The following is a 25,819-nucleotide window of genomic DNA, read 5'->3' on the forward strand; positions in this document are numbered from 1 at the left end:
CTCGTTCGCACTCAGGCCCCCCAGCCCCGTCCCACCTGCCTCGCTGCAAGCGATTCGCGGTGGCTGTCGACGGCACGACGTGCCGTGTTACTCGTGAGACTAGAGGTAACCAGAGTGAACCCGTGTGACTCAAGTGAACTGAGACGTACATCTCACCGAAACGTCGCCGGTATCGGATCGTGACGAGGTCCCAGAACTACTCGGCTCGAGCGCCCGTGCGGTCGAGCGCACGATCGGCCACCCTCACCCGGCCCATGAGGTGTGCCCGGACCACGGCGGCCGCCACCACGACGAACACCGCGAACCCGACCCAGATCATCCACTGGCTGGTGTTGAGCGGTGCGCCGTCGACCCCGGGCGTGCGTCCGCCGTCGCGGCCGGTGGCGGCGACCAGCAGGAGCACGAGGATCGTCGCGGTGGCGGCGACGCGCGCGACGAGCCGGCCGACGCGGGCGACCGTCGTCGCCCCGGGCCGGTAGGCGGGCCGCAGCAGCCGCACGAGGAGCAGCCCCGCGACCGGCAGCTGCAGCAGCCAGACCGTGGTCCGGAACGGACCGTCGAACCACACGCTCGTGCCGTACAGCAGGGTGTGCCAGGCGCTGAGGACGTAGACGACGATGACCGACGCGTGCAGCGCGCGCCACGTGCGCGGCCCCATCGCGCGGCGCGCGTAGAACGCGAGTCCCAGCGGGATCGCCAGGTAGAGCGCGAGCAGCCCGATGAGGATGGCGATCACGCCGGTGCCGCTGCTGTACCCGCCGGGCACCCACGACTGGACGAACGCCTCCCACACGCCGGCGGCCCAGCCCGACTCCGCGGTGTTCTGCCGCACCATCTCGGCGAAGAACCACACGACGTGGGCGAACATCAGCGCGATGGTGGTCAGGCTCGTCTGGCGGTGCCACCGCTCGAGCGTCCCGACGGACATCGGCATCCAGCTCGGGTGCCGGCTCGAGCGCATGAGCCCGAGCATCACCGTGATCCAGACCCACAGCATGGCCGTCCAGCCGAACGCCTGACTCACCCAGTACATCCAGTACTCGCCGGCGGCGAGGTCCGGCATCACCTCGATCGTGTCCGACGTGCCCTGCTCGATCCGCCACCAGAGCAGCGCGACGATCGCCAGCGTGGCCACGAGCGCCACGCTCGCGTCCAGCGCCGCTCCGCGGATGTCTCGCGTCAGCGCGGCGGAGTCGAACCACGCCCTGCGGCGTCCTGCCTCTGTCCTGGTCATCGGTGACCATCCTGTTCCCCCGGCCTGCGGGCGAAGCTCGTCGTCGAGCGCAGCACCCCTTCCGCTCACCACTGTAATAAGGGTCCGCGCCCGTGGCCACACCCGGTCGGCCCGAAGTCGGAACGGACCACGAGGCGGGCCGGGAGCGAGCCGTTCGCCGTCGGGCACGTCCCGCGACCTACGTACGCTTGTGGCATGACCACCGCCCACTCCCTCACCGGCCGCCACCTGCTCAAGGAGCTCGACTTCTCCCCCGCCGAGTGGCTGCACCTCGTCGACCTCGCCGCCCGCCTCAAGGCCGAGCGCCTCGAGGGCCGCGAGGAGCGCCGGCTCACGGGTAAGGCGGTCGCGCTCATCTTCGAGAAGACCTCCACCCGCACGCGCGCCGCCTTCGAGGTCGCCGCCGCCCACCAGGGGGCCGCGACGACGTACCTCGACCCGTCGGGCTCGCAGATCGGGCACAAGGAGTCGATCCCGGACACCGCCGCCGTGCTCGGTCAGATGTACGACGCCATCGAGTACCGGGGCGACCACCAGGCCACCGTGGAGACGCTGGCCGAGCACGCCGGCGTCCCCGTCTACAACGGCCTCACCGACGACTGGCACCCCACCCAGATGCTCGCCGACGCCCTGACCATCAAGGAGCAGGTGGCCAAGCCCTTCTCCGACGTCGTGCACGCCTACCTGGGTGACGCCCGGTTCAACACCGGCCGCTCCCTGCTCGTCTCGTCCGCGCTGCTCGGCATGGACGTGCGGATCGTCGCGCCCGAGGCCTACCAGCCGCCGCCGGACGTGGTCGAGGCCGCCCGCGCCATCGCCGAGACCACCGGCGCCCGCATCACGCTGACCTCGGACGTGGCTCAGGGGGTGCGCGGGGCCGACGCCGTCTCCACCGACGTGTGGGTGTCCATGGGCGAGAAGAGGTCGGTGTGGGACGAGCGCGTCGCCGCGCTGCGGGGCTACCAGGTGACCGGCGACGTCATGGCCGCCACCGGCAACGACTCCGCGATCTTCCTCCACTGCCTGCCGGCGTTCCACGACCTGGGCACCGCCGTCGGGCGCGAGGTCTACGACGCCACCGGCATGGACGCGCTCGAGGTCACCGACGAGGTCTTCCGGTCCCCCGCCTCGAAGGTGTTCGACCAGGCCGGCAACCGGATGCACACGATCAAGGCCGTGCTCGTCGCGACGCTCGCGGGGGTCTGAGGCAGCTCGCGGAATGGCAGGACGGAACTCGCCGGAACGCCGGCACACACTCGCTGAAACGCCATGCGGAACTCGCCGGAACGCCGGCCGGGCCGCGCGTCAGCGCACGAGATCCCCGTCCCGGTAGACGGATGTCGGGCGCAGGTCGTGATCGGTGAGGACCACGTCGGTGCGGGTGCCAGGAGCGAGGCGACCGACGTCGGTCCGACCCAGCACCCGCGCCGGCCCGGCGGAGGCCATGAACACCGCGTCGACGAGCGGCACGCCGGCCCCGTGAACGGTGCGCACGACGTCGATCAGGTGGCTCGTGCTGCCGGCGAGCGCCCCGCCGTCGGCGAGGCGAGCGACGCCGTCGGTCACTGTGACGCGCAGGTCGGCGAGGTGGTGCGCGCCGTCGGGCATGCCGGTCGCGGCGGTCGAGTCGGTGACGAGGACCGCCGCGTCGCGTCCGACGATCTCGACGACGTCGCGCACGAGCGACGGGTCGAGGTGCACGCCGTCACCGATGAGCTCGACGACGACGAACCCCCTCGCGGCTGCGGAGAGGATCGCGGGGATCGGACCCGGGTCGCGGTGGCTGAACGGACGCATGCCGTTGAACAAGTGCGTGACGGTGGGCCTGTGCGAGCGGGGCGCGGGTCCGGCCGCTTCCACACTCGCGTCTACGAGGAGCCGGGCGGCGTGGGCGATCGCGGCGCGGGTGGTGGCGGCGTCGGCGTCGGTGTGGCCGAACGACGGGAGCGCGCCGCCGCGCGCGAGGGCCGCGACGACGTCGTCGGCCCCGGGGAGCTCGGGCGCGAGCGTCATCGTCGCGAGGTGCCCTCGGGCGAGGTCGATCAGCTCGGCGGTGAGCGCCGCGTCCGGCGGGCGGATCGCGTCGACATCCTGCGCGCCCGCGCGGGCGGCGGAGAGGAACGGTCCCTCGAGATGGATGCCGGCGAGCTCCCCGGCCTCGCACAGGTCGGCGAGCAGGCGGATGCGGGACGTGAGCGCCTCGGGAGGCGCGGTGACGAGGGAGGCGAGCATCGTCGTCGTGCCGTGGGAGCGGTGTTCGCGGACGGCGCGCAGTGTGGTGGCGGCGTCGACGGGGTCGGGGAAGCCCACGCCGGCACCGCCGTGATTGTGCAGGTCGACGAGTCCCGGGAGTACGTAGCCGTCGGTCTCATGACGGTCGACGCCCGTGAGGTCGAGGTCGCTCACGGGCGCGACGTCGACGATGCGGCCCGCCTCGACGACAACCGCGGCGTGCTCGAGCACCTCGTCCGGCGTCACGACCCGGCCGAGGAGCGCGAACCGGGCGGAGGTGGGCATGGTGCCAGCCTGCTACACGGGCGGCGGGGCGCGACGTCGCGGATCGCGCAGGGACCAGGGACCAGGACCCCGGCCGGGGCCGAGGGTGCGGGCGTGCGGCGTCAGGATCCGCCCTGGAACGTCGCGGCCGGCGGCGGTGCCCTCCGGCTACCGTGGCGCCATGCCTGGACGCCTCACCCGCACCCTCACCGGCGTGCTCGCCGCCGGTCTGCTCGCCACCGGCCTGGCCGCCTGCGGCGGTGGCGACGAGCTCTCCGAGGCCGACGCGTGCGAGCAGTACGAGACCACGTACAGCGAGTTCGAGGCGCGCGCCGCCGAGCAGGACAACGCCTCCGACGACATGTCGATGTTCGAGGAGTACGAAGGTGAGCTGACCTCGCTCGCCGAGCAGTCCCCGGACAACCTCGCCACGCTGTTCGAGTCCGAGGCCGAGCTCATGGCCTCCATCGCCGACGGCACCGCCGAGATCACCGACCTCGAGGCCTCCCAGCAGAACAGCCAGGCGATCGCCGACATCTGCGGCTGATCCCGGAGTCCGGTACAGGCTGCGGAGCGGGAGCCGTGCGGCCGTCCGCCCTATGATCGCCAACGGGTCGCGCGTCCCGCACCGACGACTCGCGCGTGTTGTCGTGGCCCCGTACCCACGAGACGCTCGTGCCGCTTCCGACCGATACCGACGACAGTCACGGAGAGCACCGATGATCAGCCGCCGTTCCGCCGCCGCCCTCCTCGCTGCCGGCACCCTGGCCACGACCCTTGCCGCGTGCGGCGGAGGGGGCGAGGAGCTGTCCGAGTCCGAGGCCTGCGACGAGTTCTCCACCATCTACCAGGACATGGAGAACCAGACGATCGAGCTCACCGACTTCACGGACATGGACGCCGTGTCGGACATCTTTGCCGAGTACGGCGAGCGGACCCGCGAGCTCTCCGAGCAGTCGCCGGACAACCTGCGTCCCCTGTTCGAGCAGGAGGCCGAGTTCGGCGAGAGCGTGAGCGGCGGCGACCAGCCGGACGCGGACGTCATCGCGAACAACGCGGAGAACGAGGCCGCGATCCGCGAGATCTGCGGGGAGTTCAGCGGCCTCGGCGGCGGCTCGGTCGGCTGACGGATCCCGGTCCGGCGGATCGGCCGGCAGGTCACGGGTCCGGCGACCGTCGGGCGCCTGCATGGACCGCACACTCAGTCGAGCGCCGTCAGGCCTCGAACCACGCGGTCGAGACCGTCCCGGAACGCGGCGTCCAGGTCCAGCGCTCTGGCCGGTGCGTCGCTGAGCTCCGTGAGCCATGGATGACGACGCGCGACTCCGGTGCGGTCCAGGCGCCGGACCTCACCGTCCCACCAGCCCTCGAGGCTCGCGAACGACCGCCGCGTCTCCTGCTGCTCCGCGACGAGCAGCAGGCCCATGCCCTGGATATAGGCGCTGAACGAGACGTACCGGTCCCGCGACACCTCGGCACCGAGGCCGAGCGACCGGAAGGCCTCGACCGCCGAGCGCGCGGCCGCCAGGACGGCAGGCACGAGCGGCGGACGCGTGCTCGCGAGCACCGGGACCAGCCAGGGGTGGCGGCGGTACGCCGTCCACTCGTCCAGGCCCAGGCGTCGCAGGACCGATCCAGGCACCGGATCCTGCGCCTCGCCCATCGTCCGGGCGGCGAGCACGCGCTGCACCATGGCCGCCACGAGCCGGTCGCGACTGCCGACCTCGCGCTGCACGCGGAGAAGCGGCACCCGGGCACGCGCCGCCACGGCACGCAGGGTCACCCCCTCGGTACCGTCGGAGTCGGCGATGGCGACCGCGGTGTCGAGCATCGTCACCCACTCGTCCCTGGAAGCAGGACCGTCGGCGGATCCGGAACTGCTCGGCGCACCCCCGACGGGCGCGCCACCGGCGGTCGAACCCCCGGCGGCTGCGTCGAGGCGTCCGCGATCACGACGGCGCCGGTACGCGCGCGCCTGGCAGGAACGTGAGCAGTAGCGCCGCGGCCGCCCCGTGCGCGCGGCCTCGTCGATCTGCTCCCCGCACTCCGCGCACCGCACGCCGCGCCACCCTTTCGTCACAGATTCAGTGTGACGAAACTACTGGAGGACCTGCCGACGTCGAGGGACGGTGATCGTCCCAGACGCCGACCCGGGAGCCGCCCCATGCCCGCCATCGCCCGCCGTCCCACCGCCCGTCGCGCCACGGCCGCGGACCTCGACCGCACCGTCGACCTGGCCCTGGACGCATTCGCCGACGAGGCCGTCATCACCTGGCTCATCCCCGAGCCCACCGCCCGCCGGGCCTATCTGGAGCAGACGTTCAGCGCCTCCGTGGCGGACGCGGTCCGGGCACGCCTGGTCGTCGTCGCGCAGGCACCGGGCGGCAGGCTGACGGCCGCGTCGTTCTGGCAGCCCCGCCACCAGTACGACGACGCGGATCCGCCGTCGGCGAGGGACGAGCAGGCAGGTCCGAACACGGAGACGAGCGACGACGACGGACCGACAGGCGCGCGCCTGGCCGCGCTCCTCGAGGCGACCGGCACCCGGCAACCGGACGTCGCCCACCTGCACCTCTCCGCCATGGCGGCGCTGCCTGACCAGCGCGGTCGCGGGTCCGGGTCCGCCATGGTCGCCGCCGGTCTGAAGCACGCGGCCGAGCTGGGGCTGCCGGTCTACCTGGAGGCATCGACGCCGGGCAGCCTCCGCCTCTACGCACGCCACGGGTTCGTGTCCCTCGGCGCATCCATCCGGCTCCCGGACGGCGGCCCCACCCTGCAACCGATGTGGCGCGACGCCTGAACAGCGCACAGGTTCACGAGAGCGGGGGTCGTGCGCGAGATCGCTGGATATCACCCGCGATCTCGAGCACGGCCCCCGCTCTCGTCGAGGTGACGTGAGTTGAGGCGGAGTGAGGAGCTGCAGAGTCCCCCTCCGCCCCGCATCAGTCGGTGAAGAAGTCCACCCCATTGCCGAACTTCTCGTCGCGCGCCGCCGACAGCTTCGAGGTGAGGCCGTAGATGTCGATGAAGCCGACCGAGCTCGACTGGTCGAACGTGTCCCCGGCGTCGTAGGTCGCCAGGTTGAAGTCGTACAGCGAGGAGTCCGAGCGGCGCCCGGTGACCGTCGCGCGGCCGCCGTGCATCGTCATGCGGATCTCGCCGGAGACGTAGCGCTGCGTCTCCGCCACGAACACGTCGAGGGCCTTCTTCAGCGGCGAGAACCACTGGCCGTCGTACACGAGCTCGGCCCAGCGCTCCGAGACCCGCCGCTTGTAGCGCGCGAGCTCCCGCTCGACGGTCACGTTCTCGAGCTCCTTGTGCGCGGCGAGCAGCGCCATGGCGCCGGGCGCCTCGTACACCTCGCGCGACTTGATGCCCACGAGCCGGTCCTCGACGACGTCGATCCGACCGATCCCCTGCGCGCCCGCCCGGCGGTTCATCTCCTGGATGGCCTGCAGCGGGGTGACGGCCACGCCGTCGATCTCGACCGGGATCCCCTGCTCGAACCGGATGATGACCTCGTCCGGCAGCGGCGGGTAGGTGGGGTCGTCGGTGTAGCTGAAGATGTCCTTCGTCGGGGCGTTCCAGATGTCCTCGAGGAAGCCGGTCTCGATGGCGCGACCCCACACGTTCTGGTCGATGGAGAACGGGTTGTTCTTCGTCGTCTCGATGGGCAGGTCGTGCTTCTCGGCGTACTCGATGGCGACGTCGCGGGTCAGCGCGAGGTCACGGACCGGCGCGATGCACTTGAGCTCCGGCGCGAGCGAGGTGATGCCCACCTCGAAGCGGACCTGGTCGTTGCCCTTGCCGGTGCAGCCGTGGGCGACGGTCGTGGCGCCGAACCGCTTCGCCGCGCGCACGAGGTGCTTGACGATGACCGGGCGCGAGATCGCGGACACGAGCGGGTAGGCGTCCTGGTAGAGGCCCTGGGCCTGGAGCGCCGGCATGCAGTACTCGGCGGCGAACTCGTCCTTGGCGTCGGCCACGTAGGCGTCGACGGCGCCGCAGTCGAGCGCGCGCTGGCGGATGACCTCGAGGTCCTCACCGCCCTGCCCGACGTCGACGGCGACCGCGATGACTTCCGCGCCCGTCTGCTCGCCGATCCAGCCGATGGCGACGGAGGTGTCGAGCCCGCCGGAGTAGGCGAGGACGACGCGATCCTTGGCCCCGCCGGTGGTGCCGGTGCCGGCCCCGCCCGAGGGAGCGGGGGTGGTCGGGGAGGTCTCGGTGGTCATGCGTCCTTCCTTTCGGCCTCATCGGGCCTGGTCGACTCCGCGTGGGAGGTGGAACGGGGCCCGCCGCGGCGGGCCAGCTCGAGGAGCCGGGCGACGAGCCCGGCGGCGGTGGGGTCGTCGCGCGTGATGACGAGGACCGTGTCGTCGCCGGCCACGCAGCCGAGCACACCCGGGAACCGGGACTGGTCGACGGCGGAGGCCAGCAGCTGGGCGGCGCCCGGCGGGGTGCGCAGGACGGCGAGGTTCTGTGCGTGGTCGGCGCTGACGAGGACCTCGACGCACCACCGTTCGAGGCGCGCGTGAACCTGGGCGGCGTCGGTGATCGGCGCGGGCGCCACGAGGGCGGGCAGCGCGTAGACCTGCGAGCCGTCGGAGCCGCGGACCTTGACGGCGCGCAGCTCGTCGAGATCCCGGGACACCGTGGTCTGTGTAACGGTCACGCCCCGCTCCGCGAGGAGGCCCTGGAGCTCGGACTGCGAGTGGATCTCGGCCGTGGAGATCAGCTCCTCGACGAGCGAGTGCCGCGCGGCCCTGGTGGTCGGGGCGCTCATCGCGGGATCTCCTCGACGCCGGTCGTGTCGGTGTCGGCGTCGGCGTCGTTGCCGCCGGGGGCAGAATCGCGCTCACTCGTCACGGGCGGCGGGGCAGAACCGCGCTCACTCGTGGCGAGGGCGCGCTCGACGCGGCCGAGAGCCAGGGCGAGCTTCTCGGCGGCCTCGGCCACGTCGTCGTCGGACAGGACGAGCGCCGGAGCGAGCCGGATCGCGTCCGGGGTGACGGGGTTGACGATGAGGCCCGCGTCCTGGGCGGCGGAGCTGATCGCGGCCGAGTGCTCGCCGCTCAGCTGGACGCCGATGTGCAGGCCCGCGCCGCGGGTCCCGGTCACGAGCGGGGACCCGACGGCCTCCACGGCGGCGCGCAGCGCGGAACCGGTCCGGTCCACGCTCTGAAGGAAGCCGGGCGCCCCGACGACGTCGAGGACCGCGAGCGCCGCCGCGGCCGCCACGGGGTTCCCGCCGAACGTCGTGCCGTGGGCGCCGGGACCGAGCTGCGCGGCGGCGTGCTCGCCGAGCGCGATCGTGGCGCCGATCGGCATGCCGCCGCCCAGGCCCTTGGCGAGGGTGACGACGTCGGGCACGAACCCGCCGCCGAGCTCGGGCCGGTGGTGGCCGAGCCAGGTGCCGGTCCGGCCGATGCCGGTCTGGATCTCGTCGATCACGACGAGCGCTCTCGCCTCCCGGGCGGCCTGTCCGGCCGCCGCGAGGAACCCGTCGGGCAGCGGCGTGACGCCGGCCTCGCCCTGGACGGGCTCGAGGAACAGCCCGGCGACGTCGCCGACGGCGAGCTCGCGGCGCACCGCGTCGATGTCCCCGGGGGCGACGAAGGTGACGTCGGGGCCGAGCGGAGCGAACGGCTCGCGGTAGGCGGCCTTGTGGGTGAGCGCCAGCGCGCCGAGGGTGCGGCCGTGGAAGGCATGCTCCAGGGCGAGGATCCGGCCCGGGCGGCCGGGGCCGAAGCGCGCCGACCCGTGGCGGCGGACGATCTTCACGGCTGCCTCGTTGGCCTCGGTCCCCGAGTTGGATAGGAACACGCGCGAGCCCTCGGGGGCGCCGCCGGGCACCGCGATCCCCAGGAGCCGCTCGGCGAGGCGCACCTGCGGCTCGGTGGTGAAGAAGTTCGAGACGTGCCCGAGACGGGCGACCTGGTCGGCGACCGCGCCGACGAGGGCCGGGTGGCCGTGACCGAGCGAGAGCACGGCGATGCCGCCGAGCAGGTCGAGGTAGGTGCGCCCCTCGGAGTCGGTGACGTGCGTGCCCGACCCGGAGACCAGCTCCAGGCGCGGGACGCCGAACGTGTTCATCACGGCGCCCGTGTAGCGGTCCTGCCAGGTGCGCGGCTCGGCCGACGCGGCGGGGGCGTCGGTGGCGGCGCCGGGCGACCCGGCCGAGGCGAAAGTCCCCTCACTCGTCGAGTCGGGGGAGTCGGCAGAGGCGGAAGTCCGCTCACTCGTCGGATCGGACGAGTCAGCGGGGATAAAAGTCCCCTCACTCGTGGGGCGGGGGTGATCACCGGGGTGCGGCGTCGTCGTCATGCGGGCTCTCCCCTGGTCTCGGTCGCGGCGTCGGCGGTGGGGGCGTCGTCGGGCAGGACGAGGGTCCCCACGCCCTGGTCGGTGAAGATCTCGAGCAGCATCGAGTGCGGCTTGCGGCCGTCGATGACGTGCGCCTGGGGCACGCCCGCGCGGACCGCCCGCAGGCAGGCCTCCATCTTCGGCACCATCCCGGCCTGCAGGCTCGGCAGGAGCGCGGCGAGCCGGCTGGCGGTGACCTGCGACAGGAGGGAGGAGCGGTCCGGCCAGTCGGCGAACAGCCCCTCGACGTCGGTGAGCACCACGAGCTTGCGGGCACCCACGGCCGAGGCCACGGCGGCCGCGGCGGTGTCGGCGTTGACGTTGAGGACCTGACCGGCGTCCTCGACGTCGACGGCGATCGTGGAGACCACGGGGATGCGTCCGGCGTCGAGGAGGTCGGTGATCGCGTCGGGGTTGACGGTGACGACGTCACCCACGTGCCCGACGTCGACGCTCTCGCCGTCGACCACGGCCCGGCGGCGGCGCGCCAGCAGCAGCCTCCCGTCCTCCCCCGACAGGCCGACGGCGTGCGCGACGTCGTGGTTGAGCAGCGTGACGAGCTCGCGCTGGACCTGTCCGGTGAGCACCATGCGCACGACGTCCATCGCCTCGCCGGAGGTGTAGCGCAGCCCGCCGCGGAACTCCGAGTCGATGCCGAGGCGGCCCAGCATCGACGAGATCTGCGGGCCTCCGCCGTGCACGACCACCGGCCGCAGGCCCACCTGGTGGAGGAAGAGGATGTCGGAGGCGAATGCGCGCTTGAGCTCCTCGTCGACCATGGCGTTGCCGCCGTACTTGACGACCACGGTGGCGCCGGCGAAGCGCTGCAGCCACGGCAACGCCTGGACGAGGACCTCCGCCTTCTGGTGCGGGAAGAGGTCGCGCTCGGTGTCGAAGTGGAAGTCGGGGTCCACGCCGGCCGCGGCGGCAGGAGCGGTGGCGGTCGCCGCGGGGTTCGTCGTCGCGGGGTTCGTCGTCGTCGGGTCGCTCATGTCGAGTACGCGCTGTTCTCGTGGACGTAGTCGTGCGTGAGGTCGTTGGTCCACACCGTCACGGCGGCGTCGCCGGCCTTGAGGTCGACGAGGACCGCGACCTCCCGGTCGGCGGCGAGGTCGACCAGCTCGCGCGGCTCGCCGACGCCGGCGTCGCGGCAGACCATGACCCCGTTGACCGAGACGTCGATCGTGGTGGGGTCGAACGGGGCGACGTCGGCGGGAACGGTGCCGGCCGCCGCGAGGATGCGACCCCAGTTGGGGTCGTTGCCGAACACCGCGGCCTTGAACAGGTTGGAGCGGGTGATCGCGCGGGCGACGGCGAGTGCCGCGTCCTCGTCGGTCGCGCCGGTGACGGTGACGGCGATGTCGTGGGCCGCGCCCTCGGCGTCCGCGATCAGCTTGCGCGCGAGATCCGCGCTCGCCGCGGTGAGGGCCTCGGTCAGCTCGTCCTCCCCCGGGGTGACGCCGGAGGCGCCGGACGCGAGCAGGACGACGGTGTCGTTGGTCGACATGCACCCGTCGGAGTCGACCCGGTCGAACGTGGTCCGCGTGGCGGCGCGCAGGGCGCGGTCGGCGGTGGCGGAGTCGACCGCGGCGTCCGTGGTGAGGACGACGAGCATCGTGGCCAGGCCCGGCGCGAGCATGCCGGCGCCCTTGGCCATGCCCCCGACCGACCAGCCGGCGGCCTCGACGTGCACCTGCTTGGCCACGGTGTCGGTGGTCATGATCGCGTGCGCCGCGTCGTCGCCGCCGGTGGTCGCGAGCGTCTCGGCGGCGGTGTCGATGCCGCCGAGCAGGGCGGGCATGTCGAGCCGCTCACCGATGAGCCCGGTGGAGCAGACGAGGACGTCGCCGGCGGAGACGTTCAGCGTGGCCGCCACGTGCTCGGCCGTGCGGTGGGTGTCGGCGAAGCCCTCCCGACCGGTGCACGCGTTGGCGCCCCCGGAGTTGAGCACGACGGCGTCGGCCCGGCCGTCGCTCGCCACCTGGCGCGACCAGGTGACGGGGGCGGCCTCGATGCGGTTCGTCGTGAAGACGGCGGCGGCGACGCGCTCGGGACCGTCGTTGACGACGAGCGCGACGTCGGGGGTGCCGGACGCCTTGAGCCCCGCGGTGACGCCGGCGGCCCGGAACCCGGCGGGGGCGGTGATGCCGGCGGGTGCGCCGTCGGGGGCGGAGGAACCGCCGGGGGCGGTCATGCCGGTGCTGCTCACGGGGCGACTCCCGTCGTCGGCAGGCCCGCGGTCTCCGGCAGGCCGAGGGCGAGGTTGAGGGACTGCAGGGCGCCGCCGGCGGTGCCCTTGACGAGGTTGTCGATCGCGCACAGCGCCACGATGCGGCCGGCGCGGTGGTCGACCGCGACCTGCACGGTCGCGAGGTTGGAGCCCGCGACCTGGTTCGCGGTGGGCCACGTGCCCTCGGGCAGGAGGCGGACGAACGGCTCGTCGTCGTAGGCGGCGTGCCAGGCGGCGGCGACGTCCCCGGCCGTGGCGCCCTCCGCGAGCGGCGCGGTGACGGTGGCGAGGATGCCGCGCGAGAGCGGGGCGAGGACCGGCGTGAAGGAGACCTTCGGCGTGGCCGCCCCGGCGACGGCGAGGTTCTGCTCGATCTCCGGCACGTGGCGGTGCGTGCCAGCCATGCCGTAGGGCTGGAGGTTGCCGGCGGCCTCGGCGGCCGTGAGGTGCGGCTTGAGCGACCTGCCGGCCCCGGAGTAGCCGACGGCGAGCACCGCGACGACGTCGGAGGAGTCGACGACGTCGGCCGCGACGCCGGGCTGGAGCGCGAGCGTGACGGCCGTGACGTTGCAGCCCGGGACCGCGATGCGGCGCGAGGTGGTGAGCGCGGTGCGCTGGATCGCGGGCGCGGTCTCGTCGGCGTGGAGGAGCTCGGGCAGCCCGTAGGGCCAGGCGCCCGCGTGCGGCGTGCCGTAGAAGTCGTCCCACGCGGTGGGGTCGGTGAGGCGGTGGTCGGCGCCGGCGTCGAGCACCACGCCGTCGTAGCCGAGATCCTCCAGCGCGGCGGTGACCTCGCCGGAGGCGCCGTGCGGGAGGGCGAGGACGACGACGTCGTGCTCCGCCAGCCGCTCGGGGTCCGTGGGCTCGAGGATGCGGTCCGCGAGCGGGAGGAGGTGCGGCTGGTGGCGGTACAGCTGGTCGCCCGCGGAGCTGTTGGCGGTGAGGGCGCCGATGGTCAGGTCGGGGTGCGCGAGGGCGAGGCGGAGGACCTCGCCACCGGCGTACCCGGAGGCACCGGCGACGGCGATGGAGAAGGACACCGCATCATCATACATGCGGCTGTATATCCATGCGCGGGGGTGGGCTGGCCGGTGCGTCGGGCCTCTGCGCCCCCGGGCGTCCGCGCGCCATGGCCCCCACAGCTTCCCGGGCCTCCGTGCGCCCGGCCTTACCCCGCCTCACTCGACGAGATCAGAGGAAGTGCTCGAGATCAGGGGATACAACCCGTGCACTCGCGACCTTTCCTCTGATCTCGTCGATCAGGGCGACAGCAGAACAGCCCGCACCCGCGATCAGCGGATCGGCTGCACCGCGGGATCCCCACACCGGCCGCCGGACGCTGCCGTCCACAGCCGGCCGCAGCCCGGCGGCGCCGTGCCCCGCCGTTGCGGCACCGTCGCGGCATGGAGCCGTCGTCGGTCAAGAAGCCCATCAGGCTCACGGTCGCGCCGTCGAGCATGCTGGAGGCCGTCCGCGCCTCGCTCCGCGACGGGGACGAGATCGTCAGGCTGAGGCGCGGGAGCTTCGCCGTCGTGCCGCCGGGTCTTGATCGGTGGCAGCGAGAGATCAGCCTGCACCTCGCACTGTGCGCGGCGATCAGTCGTGACGTGTCGGCGGAGCACGCGCTGGGTCTGACGTCGGCGGCACGCGTGCACGGGCTGCGCACATGGACGGTCGTCGAGAAGCCGCACCTCATCATCGGGACCAGGACGAGCTCACGGAGCGCCACCGATCACCACCGCCACCTCCTCGACCTGCCGGAGGAGGACGTCGTGGTCGCCGCGGGGGTGCGGGTGGTACGGCTCGAGCGGGTCGCGGTCGACTGCGCGCGGTTCCTGCACCCGCGGGACGCGCTCGTCGTCGTCGATCACGTGGTGGCCGTGCTGTCGAGGGCCACGTTCAAGGAGCGGGTGCGGACCGAGCGTTCGGCCGCGACCGTGCGCCATGAGCTCACGGGGCGGATCGAGCGACTGCCGGGCAGGAGTCGAGGGCGGGCGCGCGCACGTGCCGTCATCGCCTGGTCCACGCCGTGGTCGGAGTCGGCGTGGGAGAGCCACCTGCGCTGGGTGGTGCTGTGCTGGGGGCGGCGGGACGTCGTCGTGCAGCAGGTGGTGCCAACTCGGCGCGGCACGTACCGCACGGACCTGTCGATCCCCCTCGAGGTCCCCCCCGGCGGCCGCATCCGGTGGCTGCACATCGAGTTCGACGGGCTCATCAAGTACGGCGCCGGTGACCCCGAGGCGAATGCGCAGACGATCGTCGAGGAGCGGGAACGTGAGCGAGCGATCGAGGCGACGGGCGACGTCGTCGTGCGGTTCACCGCGCGGGAGGCGAGCAGCGAGCTCCACGTCGTCCGGGCTCTCGAGCTGCACCTCCTGAGGTCGCCGCTGCACGCACGACGTCCGGTGCGCGAACTGGTGGTCTGATGGAGGGACACCGGCACCGGCTCCTGCCCGGGCACCGGCACCTGGACCTGCACCGGCACCTGCACCAGCTCTGGTCCGGGCACCGGCACGGGCACCAGCACCAGCGGCGCCCGCCGCGCCGTCGGCAACGCCTCGGCCCCCTCGGCAGCACCGCCCACGTCGCACCGTGAGGCACCATGGCCACATGCGCGCCATCGTCCAGACCGACACCGGCTCCCCCGACGTGCTCCAGCTGACCGAGGTCCCCGACCCGGTCCCCGGTCCGGACGACCTGCTCGTCGACGTCGCGCACGCGGGCGTCAACTTCATCGACACCTACCGGCGCAGCGGGCAGTACCCGATCGACCTCCCGCACACGCCGGGGACCGAGGGCGCCGGCACCGTGGCGGCGGTGGGCGCGAACGTCACCGGCTGGTCAGCGGGAGACCCGGTGGCCTACGCCGCGGGCCCGGGCGCCTACGCGGAGAAGGCGATCGTTCCGGCCGCGGTGGCGCTCCCGGTCCCCGACGGGCTCTCCCTCGACGTCGCCGCCGCGCTCCCCCTCCAGGGCATGACCGCGCACTACCTGGTCGACGGCGCCTCCCACGTCACCGACGGCTCGACCGTCCTGCTGACGGCGGCCGCGGGCGGCGTGGGCCTGCTCGTCACCCAGCTCGCGAGCGCCCGCGGTGCACGCGTCCTCGCGCTCGTCGGTGCTCCGGAGAAGGAGGAGCTCGCGCGAGCCGCCGGCGCCGCCGAGGCGATCCGGTACCGCGAGCTCGACGACCTCAGCGCCGAGCTGCCGGCCCTCGTGCGGGAGCTGACCGACGGGCGCGGCGTGGACATCTCGCTCGACGGCGTCGGTAAGGACACCTTCGACGCCTCGCTGGCGTCGCTGCGCACGCGCGGCACGCTCGTGCTGTTCGGGGCAGCGTCGGGGCCGGTCCCCCCGTTCGATCTGCAGCGGCTCAACTCCGCGGGATCGGTGTTCGTCACGAGGCCGAGCATCGGTCACTACACCTCGGACCGCGAGGAGCGCCGGTGGCGCTGGCAGAGCGTGGCCGAGCCCGCCTCTCGCGGTGACCTCGACGTTCGTATCGGCCACCGGTTCCCGCTCGCCCAGGCTGCCGACGCCCACCGTGCGATCGAGTCCGGCACGACGACGGGGAAGATCCTGCTCGACGTCGCCTGACCCGCCGTCGTAGGGACACTGACCTGCCCGTTCGCCCGCTCACCTAGACTCGGTCCCTACCTCTGCGTCACCCGACGGCGGGAATGCAGCTCCTACTCCGAGGTGGGACATGGACACCGGATCGATCGACAACTATCGCCTGGAGTGGCTGTCCAGCTTTCTTGCGGTGGTCGACTTCGGCGGGTTTGCCGTGGCCGCCGAGCACACCTACCGAAGCCAGCCGCGCATCAGCACGCATGTCGGTGAGCTCGAGAAGCACCTCGGCGCCCAGCTCTTCGACCGCAAGGCCCGCCCTGTGCGGCTCACCGAGGCGGGAATGGCCTTCCTCGAGCACGCACGGCGCGTGGTCCGGGACCTCGAGGCCGGCACGTCGAGCGTGCAGGCGGTCATCGGCGTACTCAAGGGCCGCGTGCGTCTCGGCTGGTACCCCAGCGTGAGCGCAGCGTTCGGACCGGCGCTGCTCAGCACGTTCACCGAGCTGTACCCGGGGATCTCCGTCGAGCTCGTCGAGACGCCCACCTCGCAGCTCACCACCGCGCTGCGGGAGGGCGAGGCCGACATCGCGATCCGCCCGCTCCTGCCGGCGACCACCGAACCGACTCTGCAGCACCATGTCCTGTGGGAGGAGCCCCTGGTCGCGATCGTGCCTGACGGGCACAGTCTCGCCGACCGCGACTACATCCCCCTGTCCGAGCTCGCAGAGCACCCCATCGTCACCTACGGCAGCGACACGGACGCGATCGGGAACAACGAGGTCGACCGCGCCCTTCTCGCCGCTGCACTCAGTCCGCGCATCGTGCAGCGCACCAACGACCCGCTCACCCTCGTCGGTCTCGCGGCTGCGGGGCTCGGCGTCGGCCTGACCAACCTGCTCGCCGCCTCGCTCGGCCGGCCGCAGGGTGTCACCGTCGTGCCTCTGAGGGACGCCGCTACCCGACGGCAGGTGTGTGTCTTCTGGGACTCTGCGCACCCGCAGCAGCCGGCGACCAGGGCGCTCGTCGATCTCATCGCCCAGTTCCCTGTGCCTGATGTGGTCCAGCTCTACCAACGTCGCGCCTGACCACGCAGGTGCCCGGTCGTCCGTGGACGACCGGGCACCCGCTCCACGAGATCACGCCGAGGCGACGAGGCTCTCGTACAGCTCGTCCGCCCGACGCCGAGTCGGGATCGGCGTGACGGCCCCGAGGCGCTGGACGACCTCGGAGGCCGCGGCCGCGGCGAAGTGCGCACCCTCCGTGGCCGGCCGTCCCTCGACCATCGACACGGCGAACGCGGCATCGAACGTGTCACCCGCGCCGGTTGCATCCACGGCACGTACCGGAAGCGAAGGGACGGCGACGTACTCGTCGGGTGACGCGACGATCGCACCGGAGCCGCCCATCTTCAGGACCACCATGGGCACGCCGAGCTCGAGCAGCTCCTGGGTGATCGCCCTCGGGTCCTCGTACCCCGTGAGCAGCCGACCCTCCTCGAGGTTGGGCAGCACGACGTCGACCATGCCGACCGTGTACCTCGCCACGGCGCGCGCCGTGTGCAGGGGCCAGAGCGTCGGACGGATGTTCGGGTCGTAGGCGATCTGCACCTTCGCCGCACGCGCCCGGTCGATCGCCGCGAACACCGTGTCGGATGCCGACCCGCTGATCGCCTGGGTGATGCCGGTGACATGCAGGACCTTCGCCTGCTCGATCCAGCCGTCAGGGATGTCCGACGGGGTCAGGGCCGAGGCTGCGGAACCGGCACGTCGGTAGACGAACTCGCTCGTCGCCCCGTAGCGCATGATGAAGTACAGGCCGGTAGGTCGTTCGTCGTCGACGATGACGTTCGAGGCGTCGACGCCCTCCTCGTGCCACATCTGCTGCAGGAGTGCGCCGAAGACGTCCGAGCCGACCTTGGTCAGGTAGCTCGACCGGGCGCCGAGCCGGCTGGCGGCGACGGCGAAGTTGGAGCTGTCCCCGCCGTAGCCGGTGCTGAACAGGCTTCCGGAGCGCGGACCGCCGACGGACTCGGAGTTGAACTCCACCATCGGCTCGCCGAAGGAGACGGTGTCGGACATCGTCAGATCCGCTGGTACTTCGCGAGGCCGGTGAGCAGCGAGCCGGACTCCAGGATGAGCTTTGTCTGCTCCTTCTCGCGCTCCTCGATCTCCTGGGCGGCGGCGAGCGTATCGTCGACGAGCTCGGCCGGGACCACTACCACGCCGTCCCGGTCGGCGACGATCAGGTCGCCCTGCCGGACCGTGACGCCTGCGATCTCGACCGGTTCACCGGCGGAGAGTGTGCGGAACCTCCCGACCGTCGTCGCCGGAGAGGTTCCCCGGGCGAACACCGTGAAGCCAGGAAAGTCCCGCTCGATCTCGGTCAGGTCGCGCACGCAGGTGTCGAGGACGACGCCCCCGACGTCGCGGGCCACCGCACCCGCAGTCATCAGTCCGCCCCACGCGGCCACATCCAGCTCGCCGCCGAGATCGATGACCATCACCGACCCCGCCTCGGCGACATCGAGGGCGTCCAGGGCGTGCTGAGGCGGCACCGCCTCGTCGGTGGGGCCCTCCTTGACCGTCGAGGCGGGGCCGACGAGCTTGTCCCCCACCTGCAGGCGAATCTCGCTCGAGACGTGGCCGTGCACGCCGAGACCCTGCAGCGCGTCGGAGACGGACGCCGTGGTGATGGCCCGGAACGCCTCGATGGTCTGGGGGCTGTAGGTGCTGGTCATCGTGAACTTCCTTCTCCTGGTGAACTCAGTGCGAGGAGCGTCCGTCGCGCCTCGTCGGTGATGCTCTGTGCGATACGTGCGTCGATGGGTCCTCCGGGGCTGAGCGCGCCGCCGACTCCGACCGCCGTGGCCCCTGCCCGCAGCCACTCGCCGGCGTTGGTGGAGTCGATGCCGCCGCTGGGCATGACCTTCAGTCCTGGCACCGGTCCGCGCAGCGCCCGCAGGTACGCGGGTCCCATGACCGATGCGGGGAAGAGCTTGACCGCGGCCGCTCCGTGGTCGATCGCGGTGAGCGCCTCGGTCGCGCTGAGGATCCCCGGGATCATCAGGACGTCCCGGGCGACGGCGTGGCTCAGGACCGCCAGGTCGAGGCCCGGGCTGACGAGGAACCGCGCGCCGGCGTCGATGGCCTCGCGCGCCTGCTCGAGCGTCCGGACGGTGCCCGCACCGACGACGAGATCCCCGCCGTCTCCCACGAGCTCCGCGATGAGCGCGCCGGCACCGGGCACCGTGTACGTCACCTCGACGACGCGGACACCCCCGTCGACCGCGGCCTCGATGGCGGAGCGGGCGCCGTCGACGCTCTCTCCGCGCACCACCATGACCATCCGGTGGGACTCGATCTGCGCGAGCACGTCCTCGGTACCTCGGGTGGGCATCGGACTCATGACGACTCCTCGAGCGGGACGAGGCTCTCGACCCAGTAGACCCGGGCGAGCATGGCCACGCTCTCCGGACGGACGCTGCGCAGCTGGATCTCGTTGCCCTCGACCCTGAGGATGCGGCCGTAGTCCTGCAGGTACAGCGTGTGAAAGCGCTCCGGCGGGAAGTCGAGGACGACACCGACCCTGACGGGCTCGCCCTCGTCGACCTGCGCGGCCAGCTCGTCATCGATCTTCCCGGGAGCCGCGATCGCGAGGTACAGCTGCCAGGCGAGGACGAGCGCGAGGACGACGAGGATCGTGCGTACCGGCCGGGTGCGCAGGAGCCGGCACGTCAGCGTCATGCCGCCTCCACCCCCAACATCCCCAGCAGCTCGTCGCGCAGCTCGAGGAATCGAGGGTCGGCCTGCACGTCCCGCCAGGACCGCGGCCGCTCGAGCGGCACCGTGATGTCGGCCGCCACCGTGGACGGCCTGCCCGAGAGCACGATCACCCGGTCGGACATGAAGATCGCCTCCTCGACGTCGTGGGTGACGAAGAGGACGGTGGGCTTCTCGCTCGACCAGATCCGCAAGACCTCCTGCTGGAGGACCCGCCGTGTCTGGGCGTCGATGCTCGCGAACGGCTCGTCCATCAGCATCATGGTCGGGTCGGTCACCAGCACGCGCGCGACGCCGGCTCGCTGGCGCATGCCGCCGGAGAGCTCGTGCGGGTACTTCGCGCCGAAGCCGCCCAGCCCGACGAGGTCGAGCATCTCGACGGCCCGTCGGCGACGTTCGGCCTTGCCGACTCCCTGCATCTTGAGGCCGAAGGCGATGTTGGCCTCCACGGTGAGCCACGGGAACAGAGCGAAGTCCTGGAACACCACGCCACGATCGGGTCCCGGGCCGGCCACCGTCGACCCGGAGACGAGGACGTCGCCGGAGGTGGGCTCGATGAAGCCGGCCACGATGTTGAGCACCGTCGTCTTGCCGCAGCCGCTGGGACCGAGCAGCGCGACGAACTCGCCCTCGGCGATCTCCAGGCTCACGTCCCCGATCGCCTGCGTGACGTCGCCGGAGTACGGGTCCACGTAGGACTGCGCAAGATGGGACACGGACAGGAGGCTCATCGGCCGATCCCTTCCACCAGGCCCCAGCGCTCGACGGTCGCCCTCTCGAAGGGCGCGAGCAGCAGGGCATCGGTCATGTACCAGAGGACGCCGAGAACGATCATCCCGACGAACACGAGAGTGACGTCGCCACCGCGGCGACCGTCGAACATCATGAATCCCACGCCGGAGGTGCCGATGATGATCTCGGCGGCGATGAGGGCGCGCCATCCGTAGCCGAGCCCTGTTCGGACCCCCGACGAGACGCCGGGAAGAGCTGCGGGCAGGACGACGTGCACGATGCGTTGCCAGCGGCTCGCACCGAGGCTGCCACCGGCACGGAGAAGGTTGACGGGCACGCGATCGATGGCGGCGACGATCGAGATGATGAGAGGGAACACCACCGTGTAGACGATGACGATGGTCACCGACGTCAACGAGAAACCGAACCAGATGATGAGGATCGGCAGCCATGCGATGTCACCGATCGCCTGGAAGAACAGCAGGAGCGGCCAGGTGAAGCGGCGCACGATGCGGTTGAGACCGATGAGGAAGCCGAGCAGGATCCCGATGACGAGGCCCCACAGGGCGCCGATCGCCAGGCGTTCGAGCGAGTCACCGATGTAGGACGGCAGGATGCCGCGCTGGATCGAGACGACCGACCTCTCGAGGACGACGCCAGGACCGACGAAGAAGGCGGTCGGAAAGACCTCCAGACGCGCGAGGAGCTCCCACCCCGCGACGACGACTGCGAACGGCCCCCACACCCGTATCCCGGGGACCCTGAGGACGTACGCCCAGCGGCTGGGGCGGCCCGAGCGTCCGGGCCGCCCGGTGCTGCCGGCCGGCGCGTCGACGGTGCTGGTGGTCATACGCCCACCGCCCGCGTCGCGCCCCAGCGCTCGACCGTGCGTCGCTCGACCGGGGCCAGGAGCAGTCGGTCCATCAAGAGCCAGAGCACCCCGATGATGATCATCATGAGGATGATGACGTCCGTGTGGTAGTACTGCCGGGCCAGGAACAGGCTGTACCCGAGTCCGGCACTGGTGGCGATCATCTCGGCGGCGATCAGTCCGCGCCAGGCGAAGCCCATGCCGACCCGGACACCGGTGGCGATGCTCGGCGCCGCGCCGGGGAGATGGACCTGCCAGAACATCTGCCACCGGCCCGCCCCCAGGCTGCGCCCCGCCCGCAGCAGGTTCGTGCTGATCTGTCGGGTACCCAGCATGGCGTTATAGACGACGCCGAAGAGGACCGCGTTGAACACCACGAAGATCACGGCGTTGTTGCCGTACCCGAACCAGAGGGTCGCCAGCGGGATCCACGCGATGCCCGCGAGCGCCACCGAGAAGCGCAGCAGCGGCGTGAAGAACCCGGACACAGCCTTCGAGGTTCCCATGAGGATGCCGAACGGAACTCCGACGGCGATGGCCGCACCGGCCCCGGCGAACACGCGGAACAGGCTGGACCCGAGGTGGTTCCACAGGGTGCCGTCGGCGATCATGGAGGTCAGGGCGGCCCACACCGCGGGCGCCGACGGGAAGACGCGCGGGGACACGTCGGCCGCCGGGACGACGACGATCCACACGAGCAGCAGCAGCAGGAAGGGGCTGACGAACCACGCGAGGTCCCGGGTGCGCGAGGTGCTCCTACCCGGCGGCCGAAGCTGTGCGAGCCGGGCCGGGCGCGCGGAGGGCCCGGCCGTGGTCGGCCGCTCCGCGTCGTGCTCCGCCGCGCTCACACGCACTGGTCCCCGTCCGGGTCGTACGTGAAGCCGTCGCCGATGACGGCGGACTCGGGGATGTCGTCCAGGTCCTCGAACAGGTCCGGGTGGGCCTCGGCCACCGCGAGCATGTGCTCGGGGACGAACACGTCGTTGACGTCGAACGTGTCTTCCGTCGCCTCGAGCCCGGCCAGCGTGGCCTGCGCGGTGTCGAGGGCGGCGTAGTTGCACGCCGACAGGCGCGGATCGAGCTGACGGATGTTGAACTCCATCGCCTGCTCCGCCACCTCGGGGTCGAGCGAGGACAGCCAGCGCGACGACAGCTCGGCGGCGTCGGCAGGGTTCTCCCGCATCCATTGGTCGGACTCCGCGCGCGCCGTGAGGAACTCCTCGACCAGCTCAGGGTTCTCCTCGACGAAGTCTCGCTTCGCCACGATGTAGCCGATGAATGCGATGTGCCCGCCTCCGCGCTGCACGACGGTGGCGCCCTCGACCTGGCCCTCGATGACGAAGGGCCAGGGGTCCCAGATGACGACGGCGTCGACGCCCTCGGTCTGCAGCGCGACGGCCATGTCGGGCGCCGCCGTGTTGACGATCTCGATGTCGTCGGCCGTCATGCCGGCATCCTCGAGAGCTGCCAGGAGGTAGAGGTGGTTGATCGAACCGACCGTGACGCCGATCCGCTTGTCCTGGTAGCTCGTCACGTCCTCGGTGATGCCCGATCCGTCACGGGCGACGACGGCCATCGTCTCGTCGATCCCGGTGGTCGAAGCGCTACCGGTGTAGTTGCCGACGATGACGTAGTCGGCGCCGGACAGGTGGGCGCCGATGAACGGGGCGCCGACCTGGGCGAACTGGATCTGGTCCGTCTCGAGCGCGTTGAGCATGTCGACGCCGCTCGCGAAGGGATCGGCCACCGTGACGTCGAGGCCGGCGTCCTCGAAGAAGCCCTGGTCGAGTGCCGCGGGCAGCCCGACCTGGTCGATCGCACTCACCCAGCCCGCCGCCACCTCCGCGGCGGTCCCGGCTCCGTCCCCGGTGTCACTCTCGTCGCCGTCACCGTCCGAGTCGGCGGGCGACGGCGAGCCTCCGCAGGCCGCCAGAACGAGTCCGCCGGCTACGAGGAGGGACGCGCCCAGTGGTCCGCGGCGCATGGTTCGGGTCATGGTGCATCACCTTTCACATCGTTGTGAGCCAGGCACCGTGCCGGGTCCCCGTCCGCCGGGAGGCGGCCCCGCCGGCTCGGTTCAACCTGTGCCTCGACGCTAGGCGAGGGCCGTCGCAGGAGGAACATCACTTCTCGGATCAGTTCGATCCGCGGTGCGGATACGGGCACGGATGCGCTGTGCTGGGACCGCGGCCTCAGGTTGCCCGGCGGGTGTCGGTCACCGCACCCGCGCCAACTACCCTGAGTCCGTGGACGAGCAGCGGACGTACCGGCGCACCTCCGAGACCGCTCCCCGTCCCCCCGAGTGGGACCGGCCGGTCACGCGCTTCTGGCCGGAGGCGCTGCTCGGCGTCCTCGCCGTCGGGCTCGCGTACGCCGCCGTGACGATGCCGACCAGCGGAACGTTGCTGGGCACCGTCGGGGTCTTTCTGCTGCCGCTCGCTGCACTCCTCGGTCTGGCGGCCCTCCTCGGGCCGCGCTCGCGGCGCCGGCCGGGGACCCTCGTCGCGGCCCGCTCGCCGGAGGGATACCTCCGCCTCGAGGCCGATCCGTCGGTCGCCCGCCTCGCGTTCTCGGCCTTCCTCGCGGCGGGTCTGACGGGCCCGTTCTTCGCCGTCGACGTTCTTCTGCAGGGCTCGAGCGCGGTGCTGCCACCGCCGTGGCTCACGCTCCCGATGTTCGTCGCCACGCTCGCGGGCCTGCCCATGGCGTGGGAGATCGGCCGGGGCCGCCTGCGCACCGCGCGGACGACGATCACGCCCGAGACGTTCGTCGTCGACGCCGTGATGACCACGCGCACGGTGATGTGGTCGCGGGTCCGCTCGATCGAGCCGGTCCCCGGGGCCGGGGCACGCGTGAAGGTGTCGAGCTCGGCGCCCATCGGCCGCGAGCGCCGCGGCAGCACGGGCCGCGGGCGGGCGACGACGGTCGTCGAGGACCCGCAGCTCACCGAGACGTTCTCGCTGGCCTCCTACCCGGGCGACCCCGCCGTCCTGCTCTCGATCCTCCGCTCGCTCGCGGACTCCCCCGACGCCGCGACCCGCCTGCTCGCCGAGACCGACCCGGGACAGGCCGCCGCCGAGCTGTGAGCGCGCTCAGGCGCCGGCGTGCTCGGTGAGCTGTGCGGCGATCTCACCCGCGAAGGCCTCGATCTTGTCCCACTCCCGGTAGTCCCCCTCCATGCCGCCGGCCATGCGGATCACGCTGCGCTCCCGCAGGCCGAGCAGGCTCGGGTCCAGGCGGCCGCGGAACGTGCGGTAGTCGATCGGGTCCAGGGCGGAGATGAAGCGCGCGGCCCGCATCGGGTCCTGCACCTCGCCGTGGGGTACGCCCGCGAGCCCCACCGAGAACACCCACACCGGGAGCGCCCTCAAGACGTCCGCGCGGCCGGTGACGAAGGCGCGCATCGACTCCATCCACTGCGTCATGTAGACGGCCGAGCCGACGACGACGGCGTCCACGCCGTCGAGCGAGACCGTGGACGACGGCGCGACGCGACGCGAGAGGTGGCCGGCGGAGCGCAGCACGTCGACGATGCGGTCGCCCACCTCGTCGGTGGCGCCGTGCCGGGAGCTGGTGACGACGAGGATCTTCATGACCTCACGATGACCGACGACGCAGCTCGCCCACCAGGGACCATCGTCCCCGGGGACGGACGGTCCGCTGGGCGAGCAGGACCGCTCCCGGCGCGGTGGAGGCGTCCGCATGCGGTCACGGCTCTGGCCGGGCCGTGCGGCCGGACGACCTCCACCCCCGCAGGACCGAACTCCCCCACCTCCACGCTGACGTGACCCCGCCGACCGAAATAACGTAAGTCCTCGTCCCCAGCACTCTCGTACCCCGTAAGGCGCCGCATGAAGATCCCCGTGACGAGCTCGATCGTCCTCCCTCCGATCGTCTACGTGCCGGTCAGCCCCGGCGCCCACAGCGGGTCTCCGCACCACGACCTGCTCGAGCAGGAGGACGGGCGCACGGGTCTTCCCGTCTACACCGCGCTCGACCGGCTCCAGTCCGCACGGGGCGTCGAGCACGGCTGGGCTCTCATGAGCCTCGCCGGCCTCGAGACCGCGATCAGCGAGGGCCTCGCGCACGTCGTCGTGATCGACCACGACGCCAGCCACCCGGCGCCCAGCGCCGAAGAACTGGCCGCCACTGCCCAGCTGGGGACCACCGGCCAGGCGGACACGAGATCCGCTTCCGACAGGCCGCTGACGCGCGCGACACCACCCACCACTCTGAGGGCCATGCCCGGATGGAGCACCAGCCGATGAGTGACGTTCTTCAGCTCGACGAGATGACTTTCGATGCCATGAAGCGGTATCACCTCGAGGCCGCGGACGCCGGCGCCCAGCTCGCCGAACCGGCCGACGGCGACTTCGGCTGGGGCGACGTCGAGGTCGCGGGCATCGTGGCACGCATCGCGGAGTGGATCGGGAGCTCGATCACCCACAACGCCGAGGTGGCCGCCGTGCTCCAGTACACCTGGGACAACTTCCAGGAGGACGACGACGACGCTGCAGCACTCTTCGGGACGGTGTGACG

General features: G+C 72.1%; 28 protein-coding genes. 10 read left to right on the plus strand and 18 right to left on the minus strand.

Annotated elements, in window-relative coordinates:
* Positions 1–196: 196 nt before the first annotated feature.
* A complete protein-coding gene (locus ACPYO4_RS07670; protein ID WP_425708629.1) occupies positions 197–1,234 on the minus strand; it encodes a ferric reductase-like transmembrane domain-containing protein in 1,038 nt (345 codons plus the stop codon).
* Between the two features lie 195 nt (positions 1,235–1,429).
* Here ACPYO4_RS07670 and argF point away from each other — a divergent pair, with 195 nt between their 5' ends.
* On the plus strand, positions 1,430–2,440 hold the full coding sequence (gene argF / locus ACPYO4_RS07675) for an ornithine carbamoyltransferase (RefSeq protein ID WP_425708630.1): 1,011 nt from the start codon (positions 1,430–1,432) through the stop codon (positions 2,438–2,440).
* 99 nt (positions 2,441–2,539) lie between these two features.
* On the opposite strand, the gene ACPYO4_RS07680 is transcribed toward argF, so the two are convergent.
* The gene (locus ACPYO4_RS07680) at positions 2,540–3,751 is read right to left on the minus strand and encodes an N-acetylglucosamine-6-phosphate deacetylase (protein ID WP_425708631.1); all 1,212 of its coding nucleotides are present in this window, start codon (positions 3,749–3,751) and stop codon (positions 2,540–2,542) included.
* A 160-nt stretch (positions 3,752–3,911) separates the two neighbouring features.
* Between ACPYO4_RS07680 and ACPYO4_RS07685 the strand changes: the two genes are divergently transcribed.
* Both ACPYO4_RS07685 and ACPYO4_RS07690 read left to right on the plus strand, forming a co-directional pair.
* A complete protein-coding gene (locus tag ACPYO4_RS07685; RefSeq protein ID WP_425708632.1) occupies positions 3,912–4,277 on the plus strand; it encodes a hypothetical protein in 366 nt (121 codons plus the stop codon).
* Between the two features lie 172 nt (positions 4,278–4,449).
* Entirely contained in the window at positions 4,450–4,857 is a 408-nt protein-coding gene (locus ACPYO4_RS07690; RefSeq protein WP_425708633.1) for a hypothetical protein, read from the plus strand.
* Between the two features lie 74 nt (positions 4,858–4,931).
* Here the strand turns inward: ACPYO4_RS07690 and ACPYO4_RS07695 are convergent, their stop codons facing one another.
* Positions 4,932–5,561 (minus strand): TetR/AcrR family transcriptional regulator C-terminal domain-containing protein, encoded by a 630-nt coding sequence (locus tag ACPYO4_RS07695; protein WP_425708793.1) that lies wholly within the window; start codon positions 5,559–5,561, stop codon positions 4,932–4,934.
* A 333-nt stretch (positions 5,562–5,894) separates the two neighbouring features.
* Here ACPYO4_RS07695 and ACPYO4_RS07700 point away from each other — a divergent pair, with 333 nt between their 5' ends.
* Positions 5,895–6,530, plus strand: coding sequence for a GNAT family N-acetyltransferase (locus ACPYO4_RS07700; RefSeq protein ID WP_425708634.1), 636 nt, complete (start codon positions 5,895–5,897; stop codon positions 6,528–6,530).
* A 142-nt stretch (positions 6,531–6,672) separates the two neighbouring features.
* On the opposite strand, the gene ACPYO4_RS07705 is transcribed toward ACPYO4_RS07700, so the two are convergent.
* The 6 genes from ACPYO4_RS07705 to argC are packed head-to-tail and all read right to left on the minus strand — an operon-like array spanning position 6,673 to position 13,366.
* Positions 6,673–7,965 (minus strand): argininosuccinate synthase, encoded by a 1,293-nt coding sequence (locus ACPYO4_RS07705; RefSeq protein WP_425708635.1) that lies wholly within the window; start codon positions 7,963–7,965, stop codon positions 6,673–6,675.
* Positions 7,962–8,516 (minus strand): arginine repressor, encoded by a 555-nt coding sequence (gene argR / locus ACPYO4_RS07710; protein ID WP_425708636.1) that lies wholly within the window; start codon positions 8,514–8,516, stop codon positions 7,962–7,964. Before argR ends, ACPYO4_RS07705 begins: the two co-directional genes overlap by 4 nt.
* Entirely contained in the window at positions 8,513–10,000 is a 1,488-nt protein-coding gene (locus ACPYO4_RS07715; RefSeq protein ID WP_425708794.1) for an acetylornithine transaminase, read from the minus strand. Before ACPYO4_RS07715 ends, argR begins: the two co-directional genes overlap by 4 nt.
* Before the next feature lie 53 nt (positions 10,001–10,053).
* Positions 10,054–11,088, minus strand: coding sequence for an acetylglutamate kinase (gene argB / locus ACPYO4_RS07720; RefSeq protein ID WP_425708637.1), 1,035 nt, complete (start codon positions 11,086–11,088; stop codon positions 10,054–10,056).
* Positions 11,085–12,290: a bifunctional glutamate N-acetyltransferase/amino-acid acetyltransferase ArgJ gene (gene argJ, locus ACPYO4_RS07725; RefSeq protein WP_425708795.1), complete on the minus strand. Its 1,206-nt coding sequence runs from the start codon at positions 12,288–12,290 to the stop codon at positions 11,085–11,087. The genes argB and argJ overlap by 4 nt, the downstream gene beginning before the upstream one ends.
* 11 nt (positions 12,291–12,301) lie before the next feature.
* Entirely contained in the window at positions 12,302–13,366 is a 1,065-nt protein-coding gene (gene argC, locus ACPYO4_RS07730) for an N-acetyl-gamma-glutamyl-phosphate reductase (RefSeq protein ID WP_425708638.1), read from the minus strand.
* A gap of 363 nt (positions 13,367–13,729) precedes the next feature.
* Here argC and ACPYO4_RS07735 point away from each other — a divergent pair, with 363 nt between their 5' ends.
* From ACPYO4_RS07735 to ACPYO4_RS07745, 3 genes are all read left to right on the plus strand, one after another.
* Positions 13,730–14,752: a hypothetical protein gene (locus ACPYO4_RS07735; RefSeq protein ID WP_425708639.1), complete on the plus strand. Its 1,023-nt coding sequence runs from the start codon at positions 13,730–13,732 to the stop codon at positions 14,750–14,752.
* A gap of 184 nt (positions 14,753–14,936) precedes the next feature.
* Positions 14,937–15,923, plus strand: coding sequence for a quinone oxidoreductase family protein (locus tag ACPYO4_RS07740; RefSeq protein ID WP_425708640.1), 987 nt, complete (start codon positions 14,937–14,939; stop codon positions 15,921–15,923).
* Positions 15,924–16,032: 109 nt separating this feature from the next.
* Positions 16,033–16,983 carry a LysR family transcriptional regulator gene (locus ACPYO4_RS07745; protein ID WP_425708641.1) on the plus strand — a complete coding sequence of 317 codons (951 nt, stop codon included), beginning with the start codon at positions 16,033–16,035 and terminating at the stop codon, positions 16,981–16,983.
* Positions 16,984–17,034: 51 nt separating this feature from the next.
* Here the strand turns inward: ACPYO4_RS07745 and ACPYO4_RS07750 are convergent, their stop codons facing one another.
* The 8 genes from ACPYO4_RS07750 to ACPYO4_RS07785 are packed head-to-tail and all read right to left on the minus strand — an operon-like array spanning position 17,035 to position 23,276.
* A complete protein-coding gene (locus ACPYO4_RS07750; RefSeq protein WP_425708642.1) occupies positions 17,035–17,976 on the minus strand; it encodes a sugar kinase in 942 nt (313 codons plus the stop codon).
* A 2-nt stretch (positions 17,977–17,978) separates the two neighbouring features.
* Positions 17,979–18,635: an RraA family protein gene (locus ACPYO4_RS07755; protein ID WP_425708643.1), complete on the minus strand. Its 657-nt coding sequence runs from the start codon at positions 18,633–18,635 to the stop codon at positions 17,979–17,981.
* Positions 18,632–19,303, minus strand: coding sequence for a bifunctional 4-hydroxy-2-oxoglutarate aldolase/2-dehydro-3-deoxy-phosphogluconate aldolase (locus tag ACPYO4_RS07760; protein WP_425708644.1), 672 nt, complete (start codon positions 19,301–19,303; stop codon positions 18,632–18,634). Before ACPYO4_RS07760 ends, ACPYO4_RS07755 begins: the two co-directional genes overlap by 4 nt.
* A complete protein-coding gene (locus ACPYO4_RS07765; protein WP_425708645.1) occupies positions 19,300–19,641 on the minus strand; it encodes a hypothetical protein in 342 nt (113 codons plus the stop codon). Before ACPYO4_RS07765 ends, ACPYO4_RS07760 begins: the two co-directional genes overlap by 4 nt.
* The gene (locus ACPYO4_RS07770) at positions 19,638–20,408 is read right to left on the minus strand and encodes an ABC transporter ATP-binding protein (RefSeq protein WP_425708646.1); all 771 of its coding nucleotides are present in this window, start codon (positions 20,406–20,408) and stop codon (positions 19,638–19,640) included. The genes ACPYO4_RS07765 and ACPYO4_RS07770 overlap by 4 nt, the downstream gene beginning before the upstream one ends.
* Positions 20,405–21,259 carry an ABC transporter permease gene (locus ACPYO4_RS07775; protein ID WP_425708647.1) on the minus strand — a complete coding sequence of 285 codons (855 nt, stop codon included), beginning with the start codon at positions 21,257–21,259 and terminating at the stop codon, positions 20,405–20,407. Before ACPYO4_RS07775 ends, ACPYO4_RS07770 begins: the two co-directional genes overlap by 4 nt.
* Positions 21,256–22,128, minus strand: a complete 873-nt coding sequence (locus ACPYO4_RS07780; RefSeq protein WP_425708648.1) for an ABC transporter permease — start codon at positions 22,126–22,128, stop codon at positions 21,256–21,258. Before ACPYO4_RS07780 ends, ACPYO4_RS07775 begins: the two co-directional genes overlap by 4 nt.
* Positions 22,125–23,276, minus strand: a complete 1,152-nt coding sequence (locus ACPYO4_RS07785; RefSeq protein ID WP_425708649.1) for an ABC transporter substrate-binding protein — start codon at positions 23,274–23,276, stop codon at positions 22,125–22,127. Before ACPYO4_RS07785 ends, ACPYO4_RS07780 begins: the two co-directional genes overlap by 4 nt.
* 250 nt (positions 23,277–23,526) lie before the next feature.
* On the opposite strand from ACPYO4_RS07785, the gene ACPYO4_RS07790 reads away from it, so the two are divergent.
* Positions 23,527–24,366, plus strand: coding sequence for a hypothetical protein (locus tag ACPYO4_RS07790; protein WP_425708650.1), 840 nt, complete (start codon positions 23,527–23,529; stop codon positions 24,364–24,366).
* 6 nt (positions 24,367–24,372) lie between these two features.
* Here the strand turns inward: ACPYO4_RS07790 and ACPYO4_RS07795 are convergent, their stop codons facing one another.
* Positions 24,373–24,873: a flavodoxin domain-containing protein gene (locus ACPYO4_RS07795; protein WP_425708651.1), complete on the minus strand. Its 501-nt coding sequence runs from the start codon at positions 24,871–24,873 to the stop codon at positions 24,373–24,375.
* 258 nt (positions 24,874–25,131) lie between these two features.
* Between ACPYO4_RS07795 and ACPYO4_RS07800 the strand changes: the two genes are divergently transcribed.
* Complete coding sequence (locus tag ACPYO4_RS07800) at positions 25,132–25,548, plus strand: SseB family protein (protein ID WP_425708652.1); 417 nt, start codon at positions 25,132–25,134, stop codon at positions 25,546–25,548.
* Entirely contained in the window at positions 25,545–25,817 is a 273-nt protein-coding gene (locus ACPYO4_RS07805) for a hypothetical protein (protein ID WP_425708653.1), read from the plus strand. The genes ACPYO4_RS07800 and ACPYO4_RS07805 overlap by 4 nt, the downstream gene beginning before the upstream one ends.
* Positions 25,818–25,819 lie beyond the last annotated feature (2 nt).

The organism is Georgenia sp. Z1491, assembly GCF_049856175.1.
In the GTDB taxonomy this organism is placed as follows: Bacteria; Actinomycetota; Actinomycetes; order Actinomycetales; family Actinomycetaceae; genus JB111.